Source organism: Brachybacterium rhamnosum (assembly GCF_039526185.1).
Taxonomy (GTDB): domain Bacteria; phylum Actinomycetota; class Actinomycetes; order Actinomycetales; family Dermabacteraceae; genus Brachybacterium; species Brachybacterium rhamnosum.
This window is the reverse complement of the sequence record NZ_BAAAIS010000002.1, coordinates 810,034-833,223: the sequence shown is the minus strand read 5'-3', so window position 1 is coordinate 833,223 and position 23,190 is coordinate 810,034. Positions and strand designations below refer to the sequence as shown.

The window sequence follows — 23,190 nt, the reverse complement described above, 5'->3', positions numbered from 1 at the left end:
CGGCTCGGCCTGAGCCCGGCTGCTCAGCGCGCGGGGAGCTCCCCGATGACGACGGTCCACTCGCGCGCCTCGCGCTCGGCGAGAGCGCCGACCTTACGGAACGGGTCCTCGTCGAGCAGGGCGAGCACTGCCTCGGGGCTCTCGCCCTCGAGCACGAGCAGCCCGCCGGCCGGCTCGCCGCCGAGGGGACCGGAGAGCGCGAGGTGCCCCGCCTCGTGCAGGCCGCGCAGGAACGCGCGGTGGTCCGGACGGTGCGCGTCGAGCAGCGCGGCATCGTCGACGTAGGTGTAGCGGACGGCGAAGTGGGCCACGGGAGCTCCTGGAGGTTCGGGGTGGCCGTCGCCGGCCCGGGTGCAGGTCCCATCGTGCCCCTTCCGCGGGGCCGATGGTCGCGCCATCCGCTCCCCGGCCCCGCCGACCCATCGGCGAGCACCCCTCTACGCTGACCGCATGACGCTGCCACCCCCGCCCGTCGAGCCGTCGGGCTCCGATGCGCCGCCCACCGTGCCCACCTCCTCGGTGCCCGTGCCGCCGTCCTACCGGGTGGTGCCGCCCCCGGCCCATCTGCTGACCCCGGAGCACTTCCCGACCACCGTGACCCGCGACGGACGGATCGCGTGGGCCTTCGGGCTGCTCGGATTCATCGGGTTCCCGGGCCTCGCCACCATCGTCATGTCGATCACCCTGGTGATCCTCGGGCTCGTGCAGCGGGGGAAGAATCCCGTGGCCCGTGCCGTCGGCCGGCGCGCAGCGATCTTCGGTGCGATCTCGCTGCTCGCGACCGTCGTGTTCTTCGTGCTCATCTTCGCCGTCTGGCCGGCGCTCGAGGAGGCCGGCGTCGTCTCCGGCGACTCGGTCCCGATGATGTTCCTCATGGTGCCGCTCGCGGTGTGGGTGGCGTTCGGCGCGCCGATCACCGGGGTCGTCATGGGGATCGTCGCGCTGACGCGGCCGGTGAGCCGGGAGAAGGCGGAGCGGATCTATGCCGCGGCCGGTCGCTGATCCGCCGCGCTGAGCCGCCCCGCCGCCCCGGGACCTGCGCCGTCAGCGGCGGATCGGCAGCCAGGCGAGCACGTCCTGGATGCCCTCGTCCCAGAACTCCCAGGTGTGGTCGCCGGGGCGCAGGCGCGAGGTGAGGTCCGCGCCGCGCTCCTCGGCGAGCGCGACGAAGCGCTCGTTCGCGTCCAGCAGGCCGTCCTCGGTGCCGCAGTCGAGCCACAGCGCGGGCAGGGTGGTGGGGTCCGCGGCGCGGAGCAGCGCGAAGAGGTCGTCGTCGGTGCCGGCGGGCCCCTGCTCGCCCCAGACGCGCGCGCCGAGCGTGCCCGCCCAGGAGAGGTCGAGGGTGGTGACATCGAGCGCGCCGGAGAGGGCGGCCGCGGCGGCGTAGCGGTCCGGGTGGTGCAGGGCGAGCTTCATCGCGCCGAACCCGCCCATCGACAGGCCCGCCACGAAGGTGTCCTCGCGGGCGGTGGAGATGCGGAAGGTGCGGGCCAGCAGCGCAGGCAGCTCCTCGGAGATCCAGGTCCAGTACTTCTCCCCGGTCGCCTCGTCGCTGTAGAAGGAGCGGCGCACCTCGGGCATGACCACGGCGATCCCGTGCTCGGTCGCGTAGCGCTCGATCGAGGTGCGGCGCTCCCAGATGGTGCAGTCGTCGCTCAGGCCGTGCAGGAGGTAGAGGACGGGCACCCCCGCCGATGCGCCGCCCTGCCCGTCGGCCCCGGCGGCCTCCGCCCCCGTCATGCCGATCCCGGCGGCCTCCTGCGGCATGAGCACCACCGCGGAGGTGCCCATCCCGAGGGATTCGGCGAACAGGTCCAGACGCAGGCGGATCATGGCGGCTCCTTCACAGCTGACGGGTGCTCCCCGCATCCTGCCCCGCCGGGCGCCGCGCTGCCAGCGGCGACCGTCGCGCGCCCCGCTCAGCGCACGAGCAGCTGCGCGGGCACCGCCTCCATGCCCTCGACGTCCTCAACGAGCCGCGGGTCGATGCGGCTGCCGCGCCGGACGACCGTGAGCGCCCCGCGCCGCTCGAGGATCACGAGCGCCGCCTCCTCGAGCTCGAGCAGCCCCTGGGTGCGGAGCCGGTCCACGAGGTCGCGCCGCGGCAGGTGGTGGCGGCGCAGCGCCGCTGTCACCGGCTCCCCCGCGACCATGACGACGACGGGGCGGCGGCGCGCCCGGGCGGGCAGCGCGCGCGTCGTGCGGCCCACCGTCCCCAGCAATCGCTCGAGGAGCAGCACCGTGGTGAGCACCGCGAGGGCGCCGAGCAGGGTGGGCGACTCCCCGAGGGTGGCGCGGGCGGAGACGCCGCCCAGCACGGCGAGTGCGACGAAGCTGCCCACGGAGGCGGTCGCCATGAGCCGCGGCCCGGCGAGGTGCACGACGAGCGAGAAGAACAGGTAGAGCACGACGGTGGAGACCACCACGCCGAGCAGCCCGCTCCACCCGATGCCGATGTAGTCCCGCCAGACGAGGTCCCAGTCGATCATCGCCCCATTGTCCGGCCCTCTCACCGGGCGGGTGCACGTCAGGGGCGCACGAGCACCTTGATCGCGCGCCGTTCGTCCATCGCCGCGTAGGCCTCGCCGATCTCCGCGAGCGGCAGCTCGAGGTCGAAGACGAGCCCGGGCTCGATCTCCCGGGTGAGGACCTTCTCGAGGAGCTCGGGCAGGTAGGCGGCGCAGTTCGCGGGGCCTCCGCGCAGGCCCACGTTGCGCCAGAACAGCTCGTTCACGGGCAGGTCGCCGTGGGGCACGCCCACGAGCCCGATCGCCCCGCCGTCGCGCACCACCGCGAGGGCCTGGTGCCGGGCGTCCTCGGTGCCCACGCACTCGAGCACGCAGTCCGCACCGATCCCGTCGGTCAGCTCCTTGACCGCCGCGGCGCCGTCCTCGCCGCGCTCGGCGATCACGTGGGTGGCGCCGAAGCGGCGGGCGACCTCCTGCCGCGGGGCGTGCCGGCTCATGGCGATCACGGTGCTCGCGCCGAGCTGGACCGCCGCGAGGACGGCGCAGAGGCCGACGGCGCCGTCGCCCACGACGGCGACGGTGCTGCCCTCGGTGACGCCCGCGCTGACGGCGGCGTGCCAGCCGGTGCACATGACGTCGGAGAGCGCGAGCAGGCTCGGGACCAGGTCGTCCTCCGGCATCGACGGGGTCGCGACGAGGGTGCCGTCGGCGTGCGGGATCCGCACCTGCTCCGCCTGGGCGCCGTCGTAGCGGGCACCGTGGAGGCAGTTCGCGGTCGCTCCCTTCGCGCACAGGGCGCAGGTCCCGTCGGACGGGTTGAAGCCGCCGACGACGAAGTCGCCCACGGCGACGGTGCGCACGTCGGCGCCGATCGCGGTGACGACGCCGCAGATCTCGTGGCCGATGGGGGTGGGCTCGGGGACGTCCGCGATGCCGCGGTAGCGCCAGAGGTCGGAGCCGCACACGCAGGCGGCGACGGTGCGCACGATCGCATCGGTGGGCTCGAGCAGGGTGGGGTCGGGGCGCTCCTCGCGGCGGACGTCGCCGGGGGCGTGGATGATCGCTCCGTACATGCGTGCCAGCCTGCACCCGGCCCGCGGCGGGAGGGAGGAACTGCCGTTACCACCTTCTGCCTCGAGCGCGGCCGGGCCTACGATCGCGCCATGAGCTCCCCCGCGACCTCCCCCGCCGCGCCGCCCGTCCCGGACTGGGTGCGCACCGCGATCTGCTGGCAGGTGTACCCGTTGGGTTTCTGCGGCGCGCCCCGGCAGCGGGAGGACCTCGAGGGCGAGGGGTACGGCGGGGCGGAGGGCGAGAACGTCGTCCACCGTCTCCCCCGGCTGCTCGGCTGGCTCGACCACCTCGTCTCCCTCGGCGCGAACGTGCTCGTGCTGAACCCGGTGTTCGACGCGGTCTCCCACGGCTACGACACCCTCGACCACCGCCGGATCGATCCGCGGCTCGGGGACGAGGAGGACCTCGAGGACCTGCTCGCCGCATGCCGGGAGCGCGGGATCCGCGTGGTGCTCGACGGCGTGTTCAACCACGTCTCCGCCCAGCACCCGGTGGCGCGGCGCGCGATCGCCGCGGGTCCTGGGACAGAGGAGGGCGCGCTGATCCGCTGGTCCGGCGAGCACCCCTACGGCTTCGAGGGCAATGCGGACCTCGTCGAGCTCGACCTCGCCCACCCCGTGGTGCAGGACCGCGTGGTCGAGGTGATGGGCCTGTGGCTCGACCGCGGCGTGGACGGCTGGCGTCTCGACGCGCTGTACGCCGCGGGCCCCGAGGCCTGGGCGCCGATCCTCACGCGGGTGCGGGCCGCGCATCCCGAGGCGTGGCTGCTCGGCGAGGTGATCCACGGCGACTACCCGGCGATCGCGGACGCCTCGGGCGCGCACTCGATCACCCAGTACGAGCTGTGGAAGGCGATCTGGTCCTCCCTGCGGGACGGGAACCTCTTCGAGCTCGCGCACGCCCTGGGCCGGCACGAGCAGTTCCTCCGCGAGGCGGGCGGCGCGCATCCGCTGACCTTCCTCGGCAACCACGACACCACCCGCATCGCCTCGCAGCTGCCCGACGGCCGCGACCTCGCCCCCGCGATCGCGCTGCTCGCCCTGCTCCCGGGCGTTCCCTGCGTCTATGCGGGGGACGAGCTCGGTGCGGTGGGCGTGAAGGAGGACCGCCCCGGCGGGGACGACGCCGTGCGCCCCGCCTTCCCCGACGACCCCGCGTCCCTGCTCGGCGGCTCCGACGGGGCTGACGGGGCCGACGGGGGCGGGGACCCCTCGCCGCACCAGCCCCACCTCCTGAAGGCCGGCGCCGCCCCGCGGATCCTCGAGGCGCACCGCCGCCTGCTCGGCCTGCGCCGCCGCGAGCCCTGGCTCGCGACCGCCCACGTCGCCATCGTCGAGGCGTCGCTCGAGAACACCGCGGTCGAGATCATCCTGACTCCTGCGGACGGCGCCGACGGGACGGACACCCCGGCGCCACTGCGGCTCGCGCTGAACCTCGGTGACGAGCCGCGGCCCGCCCCCGGCGAGATCCTCGAGGCGGTCGACGGCGCCGCCATGATCGACGGGGTCCCGTCGGCCGGCCCTGGCCTGGTCCCCGCGCACGGCGCCGCCGTCCTCCGCTGACCTCCCGCCGTCCCCGCCACCCGGGCCTCCCACCTGGTGACGGCGGCCACATTCGCGGGTAGTTTGGCGGGCATGAAGAAGCTCATCGATGCCGTCGACGACGTCGTCGTCGACGCCCTGCAGGGCATGGCCCTCGCCCACCCCGACGCCCTCACGCTCGACCTCGAGCACCGCGTGCTGCTGCGCGCCGAGCCCAAGGAGCAGGGCAGGGTCGCCCTGATCTCCGGCGGCGGCAGCGGCCACGAGCCCCTGCACGGCGGGTTCGTGGGCCGCGGCATGCTGGATGCGGCCTGCGCGGGCGAGGTGTTCACCTCCCCCGTGCCGGACCAGATGGCCGCCGCGATCGCCGCCGTGGACCGCGGCGTGGGCGTGCTCCAGATCGTCAAGAACTACACCGGCGACGTCATGAACTTCGAGATGGCGGCGGAGCTCGCCGCCGCCGAGTCCGGCACCGAGGTGCGCAGCGTCATCACCGACGACGACGTCGCCGTCGAGGACTCCACCTTCACCGCGGGCCGCCGCGGCGTGGGCGGCACCGTCCTCGTCGAGAAGATCGCGGGCGCCGCCGCCGAGGAGGGCCGCGACCTCGACGAGGTCACCGCCATCGCGACCCGCGTCAACGAGCGCGCCCGCTCGATGGGCGTCGCGCTCACCTCCGTGACCGTCCCCGCGAACGGCAAGCCGAGCTTCGAGCTGGGCGAGGACGAGATCGAGGTGGGCATCGGCATCCACGGCGAGCCCGGCCGCCACCGCTCGACGCTCGTCCCCGCGAAGGACGTCGCCCGCCGCCTGCTCGATCCGATCCTCGCGGAGCTGCCCGGCGAGGGGCCCGTGCTGCTCTTCGTCAACGGCATGGGCGGCACCCCGCTGCTCGAGCTGTACATCCTCGCCAAGGACGCCCACGAGATCCTCGCCGAGGCCGGCGTCGAGATCAGCCGGCAGCTCGTCGGGAACTACATCACGAGCCTCGACATGGCGGGCGCCTCGATCACCCTGCTGCGCCTGGACGAGGAGCTCACCGCCCTGTGGGACGCTCCCGTCTCCACCCCGGCCCTGCGACGCGGACTCTGAGGGAGGCCCCGTGACCACGACTGCGCTGACCACCACCGAGCTCGAGGACTGGCTGCGCCGCGCCGCCGCCCTCCTCACCGATCACGCCGCGGAGCTCACCGAGCTCGACGCCGCGATCGGCGACGCGGACCACGGCTCGAACATGTCCCGCGGCTTCCGCGCCGTCGTCGAGGCGCTCGACGCGGGCGACTTCGCGGACCCGGCCGCGCTGCTGAAGAAGACGGGGATGACGCTCGTCTCCACCGTCGGCGGCGCCTCCGGCCCGCTCTACGGGACCCTCTTCCTCCGCCTGGCCGGCGCGACCGGCGGCGCGGCGTCCCTCGACGCCGCGGCCCTCGGCGAGGCGCTCGCCGCGGGCGTGCAGGGCGTCGCGGACCGCGGGAAGGCGGCCCCCGGGGAGAAGACGATGCTCGACGCCTGGACCCCGGCCCTCGAGGCCTTCCGCGGCGCGGGCGACGACCTCGCCGCGGCCGTCGCCGCCGGCGCCGCGGCAGCCGCGCAGGGCCGGGACGACACCGCCCCGATGACCGCGACGAAGGGCCGCGCCTCCTACCTCGGCGAGCGCTCCGTGGGCCACGTTGATCCCGGCGCCGCGAGCACCGTGCTGCTGTGGCAGGCGCTCGCGGACGCCGTCAGCGGGGAGGCGGGTCGATGACCGGCATCGTCGTCGTCTCCCACTCCGCGCCGCTCGCCCGCGCCGCCGTGGACCTCGCCTCGCAGATGCTGCGCGGCGACGGCCCCGAGATCGCGATCGCGGCCGGCGTCGCCGACCCGAGCGCCCCGGACGGCCTCGCGCTCGGCACCGACGCCGCCGCGATCGCCGCCGCCATCGAGAGCGCGGCGGACGACCACGGCGTGCTCGTGCTCATGGACCTCGGCAGCGCCGTCATGTCCGCCCACCTCGCCGTCGAGATGCTCGACCCGGAGCTCGCCGGCCGCGTGCGGCTGAGCGCGGCGCCGCTCGTCGAGGGCCTCGTGGGCGCCGCCGTCACCGCCTCCACGGGCGCCGATCTCGAGGACGTCGCGGGGCAGGCGGACCTCGCCGCGGAGGCCAAGCGGATGCAGCTGGAGTCCTGAGGACCCGCCCCGGGACCTGGGAGGCCCGCGGCCCCGCCCGGCGTAGGCTCGGGCGCATGAGCACCGCGCTGAAGTCCGCCGAATCCGTCCGCACCGCACCGATCGTCGCCGTCGGCCTGATCGGCGGTTATGTCACCGCACGCGAGACCGGGATCCGGCCGCTCGGCGGTGTGGTGCTCGGCGCCGCCGGCCTCTACGCGGGCCGCACCTGGCTGGCCCGCCGCGGCCCCGCGACCGCCGCCGTGCTCGGCGCCGCCTACGTGCTCGGCTTCGGCCTCTCGCACCCGCTCGCCAAGAAGATCGGCTCCTGGCCGGCCGTGCTCACCGTGACCGCCGCGGCCGCGGGCGCCTCCGCCGTGCTCTCCGACGCCGCCTACGGCGAGTGGGAGCGCACCGCCTCCTGACCGGAGCCGTGGCACCGGGCCGGGCACTGAGCCCGGGCCCGGTCGCATGAGCGCGGGGAGCGGCACGACATCTCATCCCCCGGGACATCCGCGATATGTCCTGTCCCTCGTGGGAATCGTTGACTAGGCTAAGTCTCCGGTCCCCACCCCCTCCCCTTCCCGTCCGGGACCCCCGCTCCTCCGCAAGGATGCAACGCCCCATGCTCGGCACCATGAGCCGTCTCTGGCAGACGGTCCGCCCGATCCGTTTCCGTCTCTACCTGGGGCTCCTCAGCGCCCTCACCGCCTCCCTCGTCGCCCTGGGCATCCCCCAGGTGCTCGAGGTCGTGGTGAACCGTCTCCACGTCGGCGCGGCCTCCGCGACCGTGTGGACCGGCGGCGCCGTGGTCCTCGCCCTCGGCCTCGTCGAGGCCGCCCTCATCTGGCTGCGGCGCGTGTTCGCCGTCGCTCCCTCGACGCTCGTCGAGAAGGACATCCGCGTCCGCTTCTACGCGAAGACGCAGCACATGCCCGTCTCCTTCCACGACGGATGGGGCTCGGGCCAGCTGCTCTCGCGCATGATGAGCGACATCAACACGATCCGCCGCTGGATCGCGTTCGGCATGATCATGCTGGTCACGACGTCGGTGACGATCGTCGTCGGCATGGTGCTGCTGGTGCGCTCCTCGTGGCTGCTCGCGCTGATCTTCTTCCTCGCGGCGGTGCCGGTGACGGTCATCGCCTACCGCTTCCACCGCGAGTTCTCGGTGCTCTCGCGCCTCTCGCAGGACCAGAACGGCGACCTCGCCACGACCATCGAGCAGTCGGTGCAGGGCATCCGTGTGCTGAAGGCCTTCGGCCGCGGCCCGTCGGCCCTCGAGGGGTTCACCGAGCAGGCGGAGGAGCTGCGCCGCACCGAGGTGCGCAAGGCGACCTCCATGGCGCGCTTCGACATGTTCATGTTCATGCTGCCGGAGCTCGCGCTCGGCATCGCCCTGTTCGTGGGCCTGCACCTCGTGGCGGGCGGCTCGATCAGCGTGGGCCAGCTCGCGAGCTACTTCGCGACCGCGACCCTCGTCGTGGGACCGGTGCGCATGCTCGGCATGCTGTTCGGGCAGATGGTCAACGCCTCCACCGCGCTGGACCGCCACTACGAGGTGATGGACGAGGAGAACACGATCACCTCCCCGGAGAGCCCGGTCGCCGTGGACACGTCGGCCGCGCGCGGCGCCGTCAGCTTCGAGGGCGTGCACTTCCGCTACGAGGACGCCCCCGGCCACGTGAAGGACGTGCTCGACGGCGTGGACCTCGAGATCCGCCCGGGCGAGACGATGGCGCTCGTGGGCGTCACCGGCTCGGGCAAGTCGACACTGCTGCAGCTCGTGCCGCGCCTGTACGAGGTGACGGAGGGGCGCGTGCGGATCGACGGGGTCGACGTGCGCGACCTGGCCCTCCCGGACCTGCGCACCCTCACCGCGGTCGCCTTCGAGGACGCGACGCTGTTCTCCGACTCGGTGCGGGACAACGTCCTGCTCGGCGCGGATCCGGCGCTCTCCGACGAGGCGGCCGAGGAGCTGCTGCACCTCGCCCTGCGCACGGCGGACGCCACCTACGCGTACGAGCTGCCGGACGGCGTGGACACGCGGATCGGCGAGGAGGGCATGAGCCTCTCCGGCGGTCAGCGCCAGCGCCTCGCCCTGGCCCGCGCGATCGCGGCCCGCCCGGCGGTGCTGCTGCTGGACGACCCGCTCTCCGCGCTCGACACGCGCACCGAGGAGACGGTCACCGGCCGCCTCCGCGAGGTGCTCGAGGGCACGACCACCCTGATCGTCGCCCACCGCACCTCGACGGTCGCCCTCGCGGACAGGGTCGCCCTGCTCGACGGCGGCACCGTGGTCGCCGTCGGCACGCACACCGAGCTCATGGCCTCGAGCGCCCGCTACCGCTGGGTGATCGCGAACCAGGAGGAGGAGACGCGCCGCGACCAGGACATCGAGGCGCTCACCGGCGAGCTCGACCTCCGCGAGATCCAGCGCGCCCAGGAGGCGCAGGAGGCGCGGGACACCCGGGAGGCGGCCGACGGCCCACCCGGATCAGAGGGCACCAGCACGTCCGAGACCGAGCCGGAGGGCGCACGATGACCGCCACCGCGACCCGCGACCGCGCGGGAGACGACGAGCAGAAGGACCTCACCCCGGAGGAGGCGAAGGCCTCCCGCAAGCGCTCCCTCACCCTGCTGGGCGAGCTGGTCTCCCCCGTGAAGGGGCAGTTCGCGGTCATGGCCGTCATGGTCGTCGTCGCGCAGCTGGCCGTCGTCGCCGGCCCGGCGATCATCGCCTGGGGCATCGACCACGGCATCCCCGCGCTCGCGGCCGGGAACTCGGTGCCCGCGATCCAGGCGGCCGCCCTCCACATCGCCTGCGCGATCGTGGGCGGCGTGCTCACCTACGGCTACGTGAAGCAGTCCGTCGTCGTGGGCCAGCGGATGCTGCTCGCGCTGCGCCGGAAGGTCTTCCGCTTCACCCAGCGCCAGGACCTCGAGTTCCACGAGCGCTACACCTCCGGCCGGATCGTCTCCCGCCAGACGAGCGACATGGAGGCGCTGCGCGAGCTGCTCGACTCCGGCGTGAACATCATGGTGGGCTCGTTCCTCTCGATGGTGTTCACGATCGTGCTGATCGTCGCGATGGACTGGGTGACCGGCGTGGTCATGCTGCTCATGCTCGTCCCCTGCCTGCTCCTCACCCTGTGGTTCCAGCGCCGCTCCTCCGTCGAGTACCGCGCGATCCGCACCCACTCGGCACGGCTGATCGTGCACTTCGTCGAGGCGATGGCCGGGATCCGCGCGGTGAAGGCCTTCCGCAAGGAGGACCGCAACCAGGAGCGCTTCGACACGCTCGCGATGGACTACCGCAACGCGTCGCTGCGCTCGATCCAGGTGTTCGGCATCTACCAGCCCTCGCTGCGCGTGCTCGCGAACGTCACCATCGCGGCGGTGCTCGTCGTGGGCGGCTTCCGGGTGCTCTCCGGCGACCTGCAGGTGGGCGTGCTCGTCGCGCTCGTGCTCTACTCGCGGCGCTTCTTCCAGCCGGTCGACGAGATCGCGAACTTCTACAACGCGTTCCAGTCCGCCGTGGCGGCGCTCGAGAAGATCGCGAACCTCCTCGCGGAGCAGCCGCACGTCAAGGAGTCCGACGCGCCGACGCCCCTGCCGCAGTCCTCCGGGAGGATCGACTTCGAGGACGTCTCCTTCCGCTACACGCCGCAGGGCCCGCTCGTGCTGCGGCCGATGGACCTGCACATCCCCGCAGGGCAGACGGTCGCGCTCGTGGGGCAGACGGGCGCCGGCAAGTCCACGGTCGCGAAGCTCATCTCGCGCTTCTACGACCCGACCGAGGGCAGCGTGAAGCTCGACGGCGTGGACCTGCGGGACATCTCCATGAAGGACCTCACCCGCAACATCGTCATGGTCACCCAGGAGGCGTACCTGTTCTCCGGCACCGTCGCGGACAACATCGCGCTCGGCAGGCCGGGGGCGAGCCGCGAGGAGATCGAGGCGGCGGCGAAGGCCATCGGCGCGGACTCCTTCATCGAGCAGCTGCCCTACGGCTACGACACCGACGTGAACAAGCGCGGCGGCCGCGTCTCCGCCGGGCAGCGGCAGCTGATCTCCTTCGCCCGCGCGTTCCTCGCGGACCCGCGCGTGCTGATCCTCGACGAGGCGACCAGCTCGCTGGACATCCCGAGCGAGCGGATGGTGCAGGAGGGGCTCACGAAGCTGCTCGGGCACCGCACCTCGCTGATCATCGCGCACCGCCTGACGACGGTGATGATCGCGGACCGGGTGCTCGTGGTGCACGGCGGCGAGGTTGTCGAGGACGGCTCCCCGCAGGAGCTCGTCGCGGCGGGCGGCCGCTTCGCCGCACTGCACCAGGCGTGGCAGGACTCGCTTTGACCGCAGCCCGCTGACCAGCACGGACGCGCCTCACCGCCCTCCCGGACGGTGAGGCGCGTCGCATCGGGCGGAAACGCGCATCCACGACGGATCCGACGTGTAGATTCCTGCTGCCCGACGGACCTCACCGTCGCTACGGCTCCAGCCGTACACCCACCCCGTCGTCGCCCGGCGCAGCCGCCGGCCGTCCTCCTGGAGTCCTCTGTGATCACCGCCCTCTCCGGCCGCGCCCGGATCCTGCTCCTCGCGCTCCTCGCCGCCGCGACCCTCGCCGCACCGATGGCCATCGCCCCCGCGGCGGACGCCGCGACCGTGAAGCCCCTCGACATCGTCTCCGTGTACTACGACCCGCCGGGCACCGACAAGTCCACGAACTCCGGGTACACCAAGGAGTACATCGTCCTGAAGAACACGGGACGCACCACGCTCACGCTCACCGGCTACACCGTGCGCGACAACGGCCCGCAGAAGTTCACCTTCCCCCAGGGCTTCAAGCTCGGCGCCGGGAAGTCCGTGACGATCAGGTCCGGCAAGGGGAAGAACTCCTCCTCCACCCTGTACTGGAACACGTCCTCGTACATCTGGAACAACACCGGGGACACCGCCCGCACCTTTACCTCCACGGGCAAGCTCCTGGAGTCCTGCACGTACCGCGGCGGCAGCCACAAGGCGACGAAGACGTACGTCCGCACGTCCTCCACGACCGCCTACTGCTGACCCCCGACCTCGGTCAGCCCGACGGGCCGGCGCCCGTCCTCGAGACGGACGCCGGCCCGTCGGCCGTCGTGGACCCGGCTCCCGGACAGCTCCCGGGCATGCCGCGATATTCTGGACACGCACCCGCGTCTCCTCTCCCCCGGCGCCACGCAGCCTCGGCCGGGGATGCGCGCCGCACGCCGCCGAGCCCAGGAGACCGCCGCATGACCACCCTCGCCCTCGTCGTCGGACTGCTCGCAGTGACGGTGGTGTGCGTGGCCCTCGGTGAACGGTGGCGGCTGCCGTACCCGATCCTCATGCTCCTCGCGAGCAGCGCGATCGCCTCGATCCCGGGCCTGCCGCACCTGCAGATCGACGCCCACCTGATCCTGCCGCTGCTGCTGCCGCCGCTGCTGTTCGCGACCGCGCAGAAGACGGACTGGTCCGTGTTCATCTCCCGCTGGCGCACCCTGCTCGCCCTCGCCGTGGGCCTCACCGCGGTGACCGCCGCGCTCGTGGCCGGCACCGTGTCCCTGCTCGTCCCCGGGATCGCCCTGCCGCTCGCCGTCATGCTCGGCGCGATGGTCGCCCCGCCGGACCCGGTCGCCGTGGAGGCCGTCGCCGGGCCCGCGAAGATGCCCCGCCGCCTCCTGTCGATGCTGCAGACGGAGGGCCTGTTCAACGACGCCGTCGCGATCGTGCTGTTCACCGCCGCACTCTCCGCCCTGGACAGCGGCGCCTCGCTGGGCGTGGGCCTCGTCGTCGACTTCCTCGTGGGCGCCATCATCGCCGTGGGCATCGGCTTCGCCCTCGGCTTCGGCTACCGCTTCGCCTCCCGCATGGTCACGACCACCGCGGCCCGCACCGCCATGAGCGTCGTCGTCCCCTTCGCCGCCTACATCGCCGCGGAGGAGCTGCACGCCTCCGGCGTCATCGCGGTCGTCGTCACGGCGCTGGAGACCAAGCGCCGCGCCCGCGCGGAGGACTCCGAGGCCCGCATCTCCCGCGCGACCTTCTGGGACGTGGCGAACCTGCTCGTCACCGGCATCGCCTTCGGCCTCATGGGCATGCAGCTGCGGGACGCCGTCGCCGAGGAGGGCATGGGGGTCCTGGACTACGTGCCGATCGCGGCGGCCGTCTGCGCCGTGGTGATCGTCGTCCGCGCGATCGGCATGCTGCTGATCCGGCCCGTGGCCCGCAAGGACGGCGGGGACGACCTCTCCTGGAAGGACTCCGTCGTCCTCACCTGGTGCGGCATGCGCGGCCTCGCGACGCTCGCCCTGGCCCTCGCGATCCCCAACACCGAGGCGGTGGGCGACCACCGCAACCTCGTCGTCATCGTCGCGAGCGCGGTGCTGCTGGTGACGCTCGTGCCGACGGGCCTCGGCGTCGGCCCGCTGCTGAAGGCGCTCAAGCTGCAGGACGACGGCACCGTGACCATGGGCGAGATCCGCGAGCTCACCGCCCGCGCCCAGGGCGCGGCGATCGAGGCGATCCGTGATCGCTTCGAGAACTCCGAGGAGATCACCCCGGAGCAGCTCGCCGCGATCAAGCAGCGTTTCCAAGGCCTGCGCAAGGAGCTCGACACCTCGACGCAGGCCGTGGTCGCGATGAACCCCGACGGCACGCCCGTGGACCCCGAGCTGCACCAGCAGATGCTCGCCAAGCGCAAGAAGCTGCGCCGCGGCCGCGAGCTCATGGTCGCCGCGCAGACCGTGGGCCTGGACGCCGCCCGCGCCGAGGTCCTCCAGGCCCGCTCCGAGCCGGGCGTGGACCCCGAGGCGGCGGACACCGTGCTGCGCCAGCTGGACCTGCAGATGCTCGCGGCCCCGCCGCAGCTGCGCGGCAAGCACTGAGCCCCACCTGCGGGGCCTCCCGGCGAGGAGGTCCATGATGGGGCCATGACGACCCTCGGCGACTTCTCCGCGACCACCCTCGACGGCTCCCCCACCGACCTCTCCGCGCACCTCGGCAAGGTGGTGCTCGTGGTGAACACCGCCAGCCAGTGCGGCCTCACCCCGCAGTACGAGGGGCTGCAGGCCCTGCACGAGGCCTACGCCGAGCAGGGCCTCGCGGTGCTCGGCTTCCCCTGCGACCAGTTCGGCCACCAGGAGCCCGGCACGGAGTCGGAGATCGCGACGTTCTGCTCCACCGGCTACGGCGTCACCTTCCCGATGCACGCGAAGATCGAGGTCAACGGAGAGGGAGCCGATCCTCTGTACCAGTGGCTGACGGGCGCGCACGAGACCCCGGCCGGCGAGCACATCGAGGCCGCCGACATCCCCTGGAACTTCACGAAGTTCCTGCTGGACCGCGAGGGCCGCGTCATCGCCCGCTTCGAGCCGACGGTCACCCCGGAGGAGCTCGCCGAGCCGATCCGGGAGGCGCTCGCCGCCCAGGCCTGAGACCTGCGTCATACCCCCCGGCCGCCCGCACGGCGGCCGGGGCGGACGCCGCGCCGGCCTGCCGCCCGTGCGGCGTACTGTCCTAGGGCAGACAGCACCACCTCGACCGGAAGGACCAGAGCTCATGGCGACACCTCGCGTCAGCGTGCAGGAGGCGTGGGACGACCTCGCCGCAGGCAACGAGCGCTTCATGGGGGGCGAGGTGCGCCACCCCGACCAGGACGCCGCGCGCCGCAGCGAGCTCACCGAGTTCCAGGCGCCGGACGCCGCGTTCCTGGGCTGCTCCGACTCGCGCGTCGCCGCGGAGATCCTCTTCGACTGCGGCCTGGGCGAGCTGTTCGTGGTGCGGAACATCGGCCAGATCGCCAACGAGAACACCGTCGCGACGATGGAGTTCGCCGTCTCGAGCCTCGGCGTCGCCGTGATCGTCGTGCTCGCCCACGGCTCCTGCGGCGCGGTGAAGGCCGCGATCGACCTCACCACCGCGCACCCCTCGGAGACCACCCCGGCGATCCGCCGCGAGCTCGAGCTGATCCAGCCGGCGGTCCAGCAGGAGTGGCTCGCCACCCAGCGGCTCAGCCCCTACGTGGACCCGGCGCGGATCGACGCGGACGCCGTGGGCCGCCGCCACCTCGACGAGACGATCCACCAGCTCATGCGCTCCTCGCGGGTGATCAGCGACGCCGTCGCTCGCGGCGAGCTCGGCATCGTGGGCTGCCAGTACCAGCTCGAGGAGGGCCGCGTCGCCCCGATCACGGCGGTCGGCAAGCTCGACATCGGCGCCTGAGGCCCGGGCCGGGCTCGGCCCGGCCACCCCTGTCCGTTCGCGTGCCTGAGTTCCACGAACGGAACCACCGCGCGCAAACGGACATCCGGTCGACGGGCAGCGGGCGTGGCGCGGGGGGATCGACGGGCGGCCGGCGGGCACCCGGGCGGCGGGAGAGCGAGAGGTGGGCGAGCGGCGGGCGGCCGAGCGGCGAAGCCCCGCGGCCGACCGCCCGGCTCAGGAGGGCACGGTCGGGTCCGCGCCCTCAGGGGCGGGGGCGGCCCCGTGCTCGCGGAGCTCCTCGGCGCGGGTCGCCGCCCAGCTCGCGAGCAGGCTCATGCGCTCCGCGGCCTCGGTCGCGGGCTCCGCCGTGTAGGCGATGAGCCTGCACCCCGGATCCGCGGAGAGCTCCATCTGCTCGAAGCGCACCGTCAGCGCCCCCACCACGGGGTGCACGAAGCGCTTGGTGCCGGCGCTGTGGGCGTGGACGTCGTGCGCGGCCCACAGCCGTCGGAAGTCCTCGGAGCAGGTGGAGAGCTCCCCGATCAGCTCCTGCAGCACCGGATCGTGCGGGTCCTTGCCCGCCTCGACGCGCAGGGCGCCCACGCCCATCCGCGCGAACGCCTCCCAGTCCGGGTAGAAGTCGCGGGAGGCGGGGTCCAGGAACTGGAAGCGCACGAGGTTCGGGGCGTGCACGCCCTCGGGCAGGGCGAGCAGCCCCGCCTCACCCACCACCGGCAGGTAGAAGGCACGGCCCAGCTGGTTCGCGGCGATCATGCGGTGGTACGGGTCGCGGACGAACACGGCCGAGCCGGTCATCCCGTCGAGCATCCACTGCAGCGCCGGTCGGGAGCCGGCCCGCGCCCCGGGGCGGGGCCGGCGGCGGCGGGACGCGGTGGCGGTGCCGTCGGCCGCGCGGGCGAGGTCCTGCAGGTGGCGACGCTCCACCTCGTCGAGCTGGAGTGCGCGGGCGAGCGCGTCGAGGACGGAGGCGGAGGCGCCGGTGATCTGCCCGCGCTCGAGCTTCGCGTAGTACTCGACGCTGAGTCCCGCGAGCACGGCGACCTCGCTGCGGCGCAGTCCGGGCACGCGCCGGGCGCCGATGCTCGGCAGCCCCGCCTGCTCCGGCGTGACCTTCGCACGGCGGGTCATGAGGAACTCGCGGACCTCGGCTCGGTTGTCCATGCACGCCAGGGTAGGTCCCCTCCTGCGTCCGGGAGGCACCCCTGCGGTGCCCTGCCGGTACACCCCTCCGACGGGGCTGCCCGTGCCGGTGCCCTTCGCGGCGCTCGTGCTGGGGGACCGCTGCCGGTCTCAGCCGCGGTCGAGGTCCAGCACGGGCACGTCGAGCGGGGTGAAGCCGAGCACCTGCCCGTAGAAGGAGAGCGCGGCCTCGGTGGCGCGGATGATCGTCGCCGACTGCCGGAAGCCGTGCTGCTCCCCCTCGAACAGCAGGTACGCGTGCGGGATGCCCTTCGCGGCGAGCGCGTCGCGGAACATCTCGGACTGGCTGGGCGGCACGATCCTGTCCTCGTCCCCCTGGAGGAGCAGCACGGGGCACTCGAGCTCGTCGACGTGGCTGAGCGGCGCCCGCTCGACGTAGAGGTCCCTGCGCTCCGGGTAAGGGCCGACGAGCCCGTCGATGTACCGGGACTCGAAGTCGTGGGTGTCGCTACGGAAGGACTCGAGCTCCGCGACGCCGAAGCTCGAGACGCCGGCGGCGAAGGTGTCGGTGCGGGTGAGGCAGGCGAGGGTGGTCCAGCCGCCCGCGCTGCCGCCCTCGATCGCGAGCCGCGCGCCGTCGGCGATCCCGGCGCTGACCAGGTGCTCCATGACGGCGACGGTGTCCTGCACGTCGACCACTCCCCACTGGCCCTTCAGGCGGTCCCGGTAGGCGCGGCCGTGGCCGGTGGAGCCGCCGTAGTTGACCTCGACGACACCGAGGCCGCGGGAGGTGTAGTAGGCGACGGGCAGGCTCAGCACGGGCGGCACGTGCGAGGTGGGGCCGCCGTGGACGCGGGCGATGAACGGGGGCAGCTCGCCGTCCTGCCCGGCGAAGCCGTCCTGCCGGGGCCGGTAGACGATCGCGTGGACCACGCCGCCGCCCGCGAGCGGCACCTCGATGCTCTCCCCGGCGGGGAGGGCGGCGGGGTCCGGGGCGTCCTGCCGGGAGGAGCGCAGCACCTGCAGCGGGGACAGCGCGGGGGCGGGATCGAGGGTGAGGCGCGCGGTGTGCAGCGCGGGGAACGCGGTGGGCGAGGCGCCGCCGATGACGAGCAGGCCGCCCTCCCCCACCGCGATCGAGGAGATCAGGGTGAGCGGCTGGTCGAGGTCCGTGACGACGCCCGTGCTCACGGTGAGCACGCCGAGGGCGTCGGCGTCGCGGCCGTGCTGGACGAGCACCCGGTCCGCGTCGAGCACGTGCATCCAGATGGTGCCGAGCATCCAGAGGGACCCGGCGAACTCGCGCTCGGCGTGCGGGGACCCGCCCGGCAGCACGGGGCGGGCGCCGTCCTCGGCGCTCCATCGCTGCGGGGTCCACCAGCCGGAGTCGTCGGCGAGGTAGAGCAGGGTGTCCTCGTCCAGCCACGCAGGCTGCAGCACGGAGACGTCCGTCGCGCCCGCGACGATCTCCCCGGTGCCGGCCTGCCCGTCGATCAGCGGTGCGACGTGCAGGAGCGTGCCGTCCCACGGCATCTGCGGGTGCTCCCAGCTGATCCAGGCGAGGCGCGTGCCGTCGGGGCTGAGCGCGGGGGCGGCGACGAAGCGGGAGGCGGGGGTGACGCGGCGGATCGCGGCGGGGTCCTCCGCGGCGGATCCGTCGAGCGGCACGGCGGCGATGTACCGCTCGACGTGCGGGGCGCCGTCGGCGTCGGTGCGGGGACCGTCGGCGCCGCCGGTGTGGTCCTCGCAGATCCACCACACCTCGCGGGTGCCGTCCTCGAGCGTGACGGGCGTGGGGCACGCCCAGCGCAGCGAGGGTCCGTGGGCGGAGGGGACCTCGGGGCCGACGGGGGTCAGCGGGTGCGGCTCGTGCCCCGGGACCAGGGAGTGCACGCGCTGGGAGGCGAAGTCGACGAAGAGCACGAGTGGCGGCTCGTGGGAGTCGTGGTCGTCGGCGTCGCCGTGGTCGCCGAACCCGGCGGGCACCGCGGTCCAGGCGGAGCCGCCGTACTCGTGCACGCGGGAGCGGGCGTTGTACGGGGCGGGCAGCACGACCTCGGGGGCCGCGCCCTCCGCTCCGGAGCCGGTCGAGCGGACGATCGCGATGCGGCCGCCCTCGGTGGCGATCCCCTCGGTCCACCAGATCTCGTCGCCGACGAGCTGGGCGCCGCCCAGGCGGGTGCCGCCGGAGGCCATCTGCTCGGCGGTGATCGGGGAGGGCCAGGTGCCGAAGGGGAGCGTCGTCGTCATGAGGGCCAGCGTATGACGCGGCGCACACCCGTCGGGACACGGCCGGCGGCGTCGCTCGCGAGCGTCCCCGCTCACCGCCCCCGCGGGCGCACGAGCGGGAAGAGGATGGTCTCGCGGATCGGCAGGCCGGTGAGGTTCATGACGAGCCGGTCGATGCCCATGCCCATCCCGCCGGTGGGCGGCATGCCGAGCTCGAGGGCACGCAGGAAGTCCTCGTCCACGGCCATCGCCTCGGGGTCCCCGGCGGCGGCGAGCAGCGACTGGGCGACGAGGCGACGCCGCTGGTCCACGGGGTCGATGAGCTCGGAGTAGGCGGTGCCCTGCTCGGTGCCCTGGATGACGAGGTCCCACTTCTCGGCGAGCCGCGGGTCGTCCCGGTGCGGGCGGGCGAGCGGGGCGTTCTCGCGGGGGAAGTCGCAGTAGAAGACGGGCGTGGTCGTCGTGTGCTCGCACAGCGCCGAGTAGAGCTCCTCGAGCACGGGGCCGGCGGCCAGGCGCGGGTCGAGCTCGAGACCGATCGCGCGGGCGTGGGCGTGGAGCGTCGCAGCCGGCATCGAGGCGTCCACCTCCTCGCCGAGGGCGCGGGAGACGGCGGTCGCGAGGGGGATCACGGGCCAGTCGCCGGAGAGGTCGAACTCCTCGAGCCGGCCGTCCCTCGTGGTGCGCAGGCCGATCTGGCGGCCGTGCACGGCCTCGGCGGCGTCCTGGATGATCCGCTGGGTGAGGCGGCGCATGCCGTGCTGGTCGCTGTACGCCTCGTACACCTCGAGCGAGGTGAACTCGGGGTTGTGGGTCGCGTCGGCCCCCTCGTTGCGGAACTGCCGGCCGATCTCGAAGACCTGCTCCATCCCGCCCACGAGCAGCCGCTTGAGGTGCAGCTCGGTCGCGATGCGGAGGTAGAGGTCGAGGTCGTAGGCGTTGATGTGGGTCTCGAAGGGACGGGCGGAGGCGCCGCCGTGGACGGTCTGCAGCACGGGCGTCTCGACCTCGGTGAAGCCGAGCGCGTGGAGGGTGTCGCGCACGCTGCGCACGACGGTCGCGCGGCGGTGGGCGGTGGTGCGGGCGTCGGGCCGCACCACGAGGTCCACGGCCCGGTCACGCACGCGCGCCTCGGGGTCGGCGAGGCCGTGGTGCTTGTCCGGCAGCGGGCGCAGCGCCTTCGAGGTGAGGGTGAGGGTGCGCGCCTCGACGGTGACCTCGCCGGTGCGGGTGGTGATGACCTCGCCGCGCACGGCGATCTGGTCGCCGAGGTCGAGGCGCCGCCACAGCGCCCATGCCTCGGGGGTGGCCGCGTCACCCAGGAGGACCTGCAGGTCGCCGCTGCCGTCGCGGAGGGTCGCGAAGACGAGGCGGCCGTGCTCGCGGCGGCGCAGGATCCGCCCGGCGACGGCGACCTCGGTGCCGCTGCGTGCGTCCGGTCCGAGGCCCTCCGCGGCGGCGCGCGCCCCGGCGAGGGTCGCGGTGCGCTCGGCTCCCACGGGGTAGGGGTCGACGCCGTCGGCGCGGAGGGCCTCGAGCTTCGCGAGGCGCACCCGCACCTGCTCGGGCACGCGGCGCCCGGCGAGCGCCGCCTCGAGCGGGTCCTCCTCGGGCGGCAGCAGGGCCCGGACGGCGGCGGCGCGCTCCTCGCCGCCGCTCGTGAGCGCCTCCTCGGGGGTCCGACGGCGGCCCGCGCCGGGCAGGGCGAGGGGGCGCAGGAAGCCCTCCGCGGTGCCGGCGGCGACGCCCACCCGGGGGAGGTCGGAGGCGAACTCGAAGCACAGGTAGCGGGGCTCCCACGCGGGACGGTACTTCGCGTTCGCGCGGTAGAGGGACTCGAGCTGCCAGCTGCGGCTCGCGACGAGCAGGCCGCGCCGCCAGAGCCGGGCGAGGGGCCCCGCTCCGATCTCCGCGCCGCGCTCGAAGGCCTCGCGGAACATGGCGAAGTTCAGGGACAGCCGGCCCACGCCGTGCCCGGGCGCCTGCTCCGCCATGGCGGTGACCAGCAGCTCCATGAGGCCGTTGGGCGCGGTGGGGTCGCGGCGCATGAGGTCGAGGGAGGCGCCGGTGCGGCCCCAGGGCACGAAGGAGAGCACGCCGCGCAGGGTGCCGTCGGCGTCGCGCGCCTCGACGAGCAGGCAGTCGCCGTCGAGCGGGTCGCCGAGGCGGCCGAGCGCCATGGAGAAGCCGCGCTCCTCGCCGCCGTCGCCGCGCCAGCGGGCGGCGCCGTCCTCGATCGCGGCGACCTCCTCGGGGGTGAGGTCCGCGTGGCGGCGCACGGCCGTGGTGTAGCCGCGCTCGCGGAGACGGTGCACCGCCTGCCGCACGCCGCGCATGGCGGGGCCGCAGAGGCTGAAGTCCCGCAGGTCCAGGACGGCCTCGTCGCCGATGTCGTAGACGACGAGCCCGGCCTCGGCATAGGCGCGCCCGCCCGCCTCGCCGGCACCCATGACGGCGAGGGAGAGGCCCTGGTCACGGGCGTGGGCGCGCCAGGCCTCGATCGCCTGCGGCCACCGCTCGGGGTCCCCGACGGGGTTGCCGCTCGCGAGGCTCACGCTGCCCACGGTGCGGTGGGAGATCCCGGCCCTCGCCTGCGACGGGTCCTGCGTGTCCCAGACGATCGCCTTGTCGCGGCGGGTCGCGAAGTAGCCGAGCGAGTCGTGCTCACCGTGGGCGGCGAGCAGGGTGCGCACGCGCGCCTCGTCGGCCGCGGGCAGCTCCTGCGCGGCGCGCGGGGGCCGGAACAGCAGCAGCGCGGAGGCGAGGACGACGACGGCGCCCACGAGGTTGACGAGCCCGTGCACCCACCAGGGGGCGTGCACCGCCTGCACGGCCTCGAAGCGGCCGACGTCGGCGAGCATGCGGGAGAGCACGAAGCCCAGGGCCGAGCCGAAGGAGTCGGCGCGGCCGGCGTGCTGGACGAGCCAGGCCCCGCCGCCGAGCAGGGCGGCGCCGCCCAGGAGGAACAGCGCGGCGGCGGCGCGGAGGCTGCCGGGGACGCGGCGGGCGGTGAACTGCCGGCGCGAGCGCAGCAGCAGCACGATGACGAGCAGCCCGAGCAGGAGCCCGATCTCGGGGAGAACGTGGCGGCCGCGGCCGAGCATCGGCCCCGTCGCCTCGGTGAGCTCGAGCAGGCGGCCCAGCTGCGGGATCGCCACCCACCAGATCAGGATCAGCCACCAGGCGGCGCGGAGGCGGCGGCGCAGGGCGACCGCGAGCACCACGAGCAGGGCCGTGTAGATGAGGCTGGGGACGACGGGGATCGCGAGCGCGGAGACCGGGTCGTCCGGCCGGTCGAAGAAGCGGTGCCACGGCGGGACGATCGTGACCAGCAGGTTGAAGACGGCGGCGAGCAGCATGACGCTCGCGAAGCGGTCCGGCCAGCGGTCGTCGAGCGCATGCCAGGGGCTGCGGCGGATGGCGCCGGTCCGCCCGGCGGTGGGGTCGACGCCGGTCATGCGGGGTCCTTCCGGTCGGGGCCGACGGGGGCGGGGTCGGGCTCGATCTCGCCGTGCCGGGCGAGGGACACGGCCCCGGCGCTCGCGGCGAGGCATCCGAGGATCGCCGCCCACTCCCAGCCCGGGCGGGGCCGGTCGCCCAGCGCGATCACGCCCACGAGGGCGGGCACGAGCGTCTCGCCCACGACGAGCGGGGCAGTGGCTCGTGTGACGGAGCCGCGCTGGAGGGCGGTGGAGTAGGTGAGCAGGGCGAGCGCCCCGGCGAGGACGAGCGCGTAGCTGCTCGGGTCCGTGAGCAGGGTGAGCAGGTAGCGGCCGGGCGGCTGGCCGGCGGGGCCGGGCAGCACGCGGCTCGCGATCGCGGTGACGCCGAAGGCGAGACCGGCGACGGCCCCGAGCCCGGCGGCGCCGCGATGCCAGGGCGCGCGGCCGACGACCATCGCCGCGGGGACGAGCAGCAGGGCGCCCCCGAGCACGGCCCGATCCCCGGCGGGAGGGAGGGCGACGGCGTGGTCCGGGGCGGCGGAGGCTCCGACGAGCACGAGCCCGCCGACGACCACGGCGATCCCCGCGCGGTCCCGCCCGCCGAGCGGCATGCGCAGCAGCACGGCCGCGAGCACCGCGGTCACGGCGAGGAAGCTCGCGACGACGGACTGCACGACGAACAGCGGCAGGCTGCGCACGGCGAGCAGGGAGAGCAGGAAGCCGGCGCCGTCCGCGGCGACGCCGATCAGGTAGCGGCCGGAGCGCAGGAGCCGGGTGAGCAGCCGCGGGTCGAGGCCCGTGGAGGCGGTGGTGCGGCGGGCGGCGTCGGCCTGGAGGACGGAGCCGATCCCGTAGCAGAGGGCGGCGCCGCCGGCGGAGCACAGTCCCAGGAGCACA

The 23,190-nt window shown here is 74.2% G+C and carries 20 protein-coding genes; 12 read left to right on the top strand and 8 right to left on the bottom strand.

Features of this window, described 5'->3' with window-relative positions:
- Positions 1–23: 23 nt before the first annotated feature.
- Entirely contained in the window at positions 24–311 is a 288-nt protein-coding gene (locus ABD080_RS05710) for a YciI family protein (protein WP_137769548.1), read from the bottom strand.
- Positions 312–450: 139 nt separating this feature from the next.
- On the opposite strand from ABD080_RS05710, the gene ABD080_RS05705 reads away from it, so the two are divergent.
- Positions 451–1,002 carry a hypothetical protein gene (locus tag ABD080_RS05705; protein ID WP_137769547.1) on the top strand — a complete coding sequence of 184 codons (552 nt, stop codon included), beginning with the start codon at positions 451–453 and terminating at the stop codon, positions 1,000–1,002.
- A 42-nt stretch (positions 1,003–1,044) separates the two neighbouring features.
- On the opposite strand, the gene ABD080_RS05700 is transcribed toward ABD080_RS05705, so the two are convergent.
- From ABD080_RS05700 to ABD080_RS05690, 3 genes are all read right to left on the bottom strand, one after another.
- Positions 1,045–1,833: an alpha/beta hydrolase gene (locus ABD080_RS05700; protein ID WP_137769546.1), complete on the bottom strand. Its 789-nt coding sequence runs from the start codon at positions 1,831–1,833 to the stop codon at positions 1,045–1,047.
- 86 nt (positions 1,834–1,919) lie between these two features.
- Positions 1,920–2,489 carry a YetF domain-containing protein gene (locus tag ABD080_RS05695; RefSeq protein WP_137769545.1) on the bottom strand — a complete coding sequence of 190 codons (570 nt, stop codon included), beginning with the start codon at positions 2,487–2,489 and terminating at the stop codon, positions 1,920–1,922.
- A 38-nt stretch (positions 2,490–2,527) separates the two neighbouring features.
- Positions 2,528–3,541: a zinc-dependent alcohol dehydrogenase family protein gene (locus ABD080_RS05690; protein ID WP_137769544.1), complete on the bottom strand. Its 1,014-nt coding sequence runs from the start codon at positions 3,539–3,541 to the stop codon at positions 2,528–2,530.
- Positions 3,542–3,631: 90 nt separating this feature from the next.
- On the opposite strand from ABD080_RS05690, the gene ABD080_RS05685 reads away from it, so the two are divergent.
- The 11 genes from ABD080_RS05685 to ABD080_RS05635 all read left to right on the top strand — a co-directional run bounded on the left by ABD080_RS05685 (position 3,632) and on the right by ABD080_RS05635 (position 15,478).
- Positions 3,632–5,104 carry an alpha-amylase family glycosyl hydrolase gene (locus ABD080_RS05685; RefSeq protein WP_343903953.1) on the top strand — a complete coding sequence of 491 codons (1,473 nt, stop codon included), beginning with the start codon at positions 3,632–3,634 and terminating at the stop codon, positions 5,102–5,104.
- A gap of 72 nt (positions 5,105–5,176) precedes the next feature.
- On the top strand, positions 5,177–6,175 hold the full coding sequence (gene dhaK, locus ABD080_RS05680) for a dihydroxyacetone kinase subunit DhaK (protein WP_343903952.1): 999 nt from the start codon (positions 5,177–5,179) through the stop codon (positions 6,173–6,175).
- A gap of 10 nt (positions 6,176–6,185) precedes the next feature.
- Positions 6,186–6,830 (top strand): dihydroxyacetone kinase subunit DhaL, encoded by a 645-nt coding sequence (dhaL, locus tag ABD080_RS05675; protein ID WP_137769541.1) that lies wholly within the window; start codon positions 6,186–6,188, stop codon positions 6,828–6,830.
- Positions 6,827–7,252, top strand: coding sequence for a dihydroxyacetone kinase phosphoryl donor subunit DhaM (dhaM, locus tag ABD080_RS05670; RefSeq protein WP_137769540.1), 426 nt, complete (start codon positions 6,827–6,829; stop codon positions 7,250–7,252). Before dhaL ends, dhaM begins: the two co-directional genes overlap by 4 nt.
- 56 nt (positions 7,253–7,308) lie before the next feature.
- Positions 7,309–7,656: a hypothetical protein gene (locus ABD080_RS05665; protein ID WP_343903951.1), complete on the top strand. Its 348-nt coding sequence runs from the start codon at positions 7,309–7,311 to the stop codon at positions 7,654–7,656.
- 200 nt (positions 7,657–7,856) lie between these two features.
- On the top strand, positions 7,857–9,776 hold the full coding sequence (locus ABD080_RS05660; protein WP_343903950.1) for an ABC transporter ATP-binding protein: 1,920 nt from the start codon (positions 7,857–7,859) through the stop codon (positions 9,774–9,776).
- Positions 9,773–11,590 carry an ABC transporter ATP-binding protein gene (locus tag ABD080_RS05655; protein WP_137769537.1) on the top strand — a complete coding sequence of 606 codons (1,818 nt, stop codon included), beginning with the start codon at positions 9,773–9,775 and terminating at the stop codon, positions 11,588–11,590. The genes ABD080_RS05660 and ABD080_RS05655 overlap by 4 nt, the downstream gene beginning before the upstream one ends.
- 204 nt (positions 11,591–11,794) lie before the next feature.
- Positions 11,795–12,307 (top strand): lamin tail domain-containing protein, encoded by a 513-nt coding sequence (locus ABD080_RS05650; RefSeq protein ID WP_343903949.1) that lies wholly within the window; start codon positions 11,795–11,797, stop codon positions 12,305–12,307.
- Positions 12,308–12,510: 203 nt separating this feature from the next.
- Positions 12,511–14,142 carry a cation:proton antiporter gene (locus ABD080_RS05645; protein ID WP_343903948.1) on the top strand — a complete coding sequence of 544 codons (1,632 nt, stop codon included), beginning with the start codon at positions 12,511–12,513 and terminating at the stop codon, positions 14,140–14,142.
- 45 nt (positions 14,143–14,187) lie between these two features.
- Positions 14,188–14,691 carry a glutathione peroxidase gene (locus tag ABD080_RS05640; RefSeq protein WP_343903947.1) on the top strand — a complete coding sequence of 168 codons (504 nt, stop codon included), beginning with the start codon at positions 14,188–14,190 and terminating at the stop codon, positions 14,689–14,691.
- A gap of 124 nt (positions 14,692–14,815) precedes the next feature.
- Positions 14,816–15,478, top strand: coding sequence for a carbonic anhydrase (locus ABD080_RS05635; protein WP_137769534.1), 663 nt, complete (start codon positions 14,816–14,818; stop codon positions 15,476–15,478).
- A 216-nt stretch (positions 15,479–15,694) separates the two neighbouring features.
- On the opposite strand, the gene ABD080_RS05630 is transcribed toward ABD080_RS05635, so the two are convergent.
- From ABD080_RS05630 to ABD080_RS05615, 4 genes are all read right to left on the bottom strand, one after another.
- Positions 15,695–16,642, bottom strand: a complete 948-nt coding sequence (locus ABD080_RS05630) for a helix-turn-helix transcriptional regulator (RefSeq protein WP_343903946.1) — start codon at positions 16,640–16,642, stop codon at positions 15,695–15,697.
- A gap of 129 nt (positions 16,643–16,771) precedes the next feature.
- A complete protein-coding gene (locus ABD080_RS05625; protein ID WP_343903945.1) occupies positions 16,772–18,871 on the bottom strand; it encodes a prolyl oligopeptidase family serine peptidase in 2,100 nt (699 codons plus the stop codon).
- Between the two features lie 71 nt (positions 18,872–18,942).
- On the bottom strand, positions 18,943–22,308 hold the full coding sequence (gene lysX / locus ABD080_RS05620; protein WP_343903944.1) for a bifunctional lysylphosphatidylglycerol synthetase/lysine--tRNA ligase LysX: 3,366 nt from the start codon (positions 22,306–22,308) through the stop codon (positions 18,943–18,945).
- Complete coding sequence (locus ABD080_RS05615; protein ID WP_137769530.1) at positions 22,305–23,189, bottom strand: hypothetical protein; 885 nt, start codon at positions 23,187–23,189, stop codon at positions 22,305–22,307. The genes lysX and ABD080_RS05615 overlap by 4 nt, the downstream gene beginning before the upstream one ends.
- Between the last annotated feature and the right edge of the window lies 1 nt (position 23,190).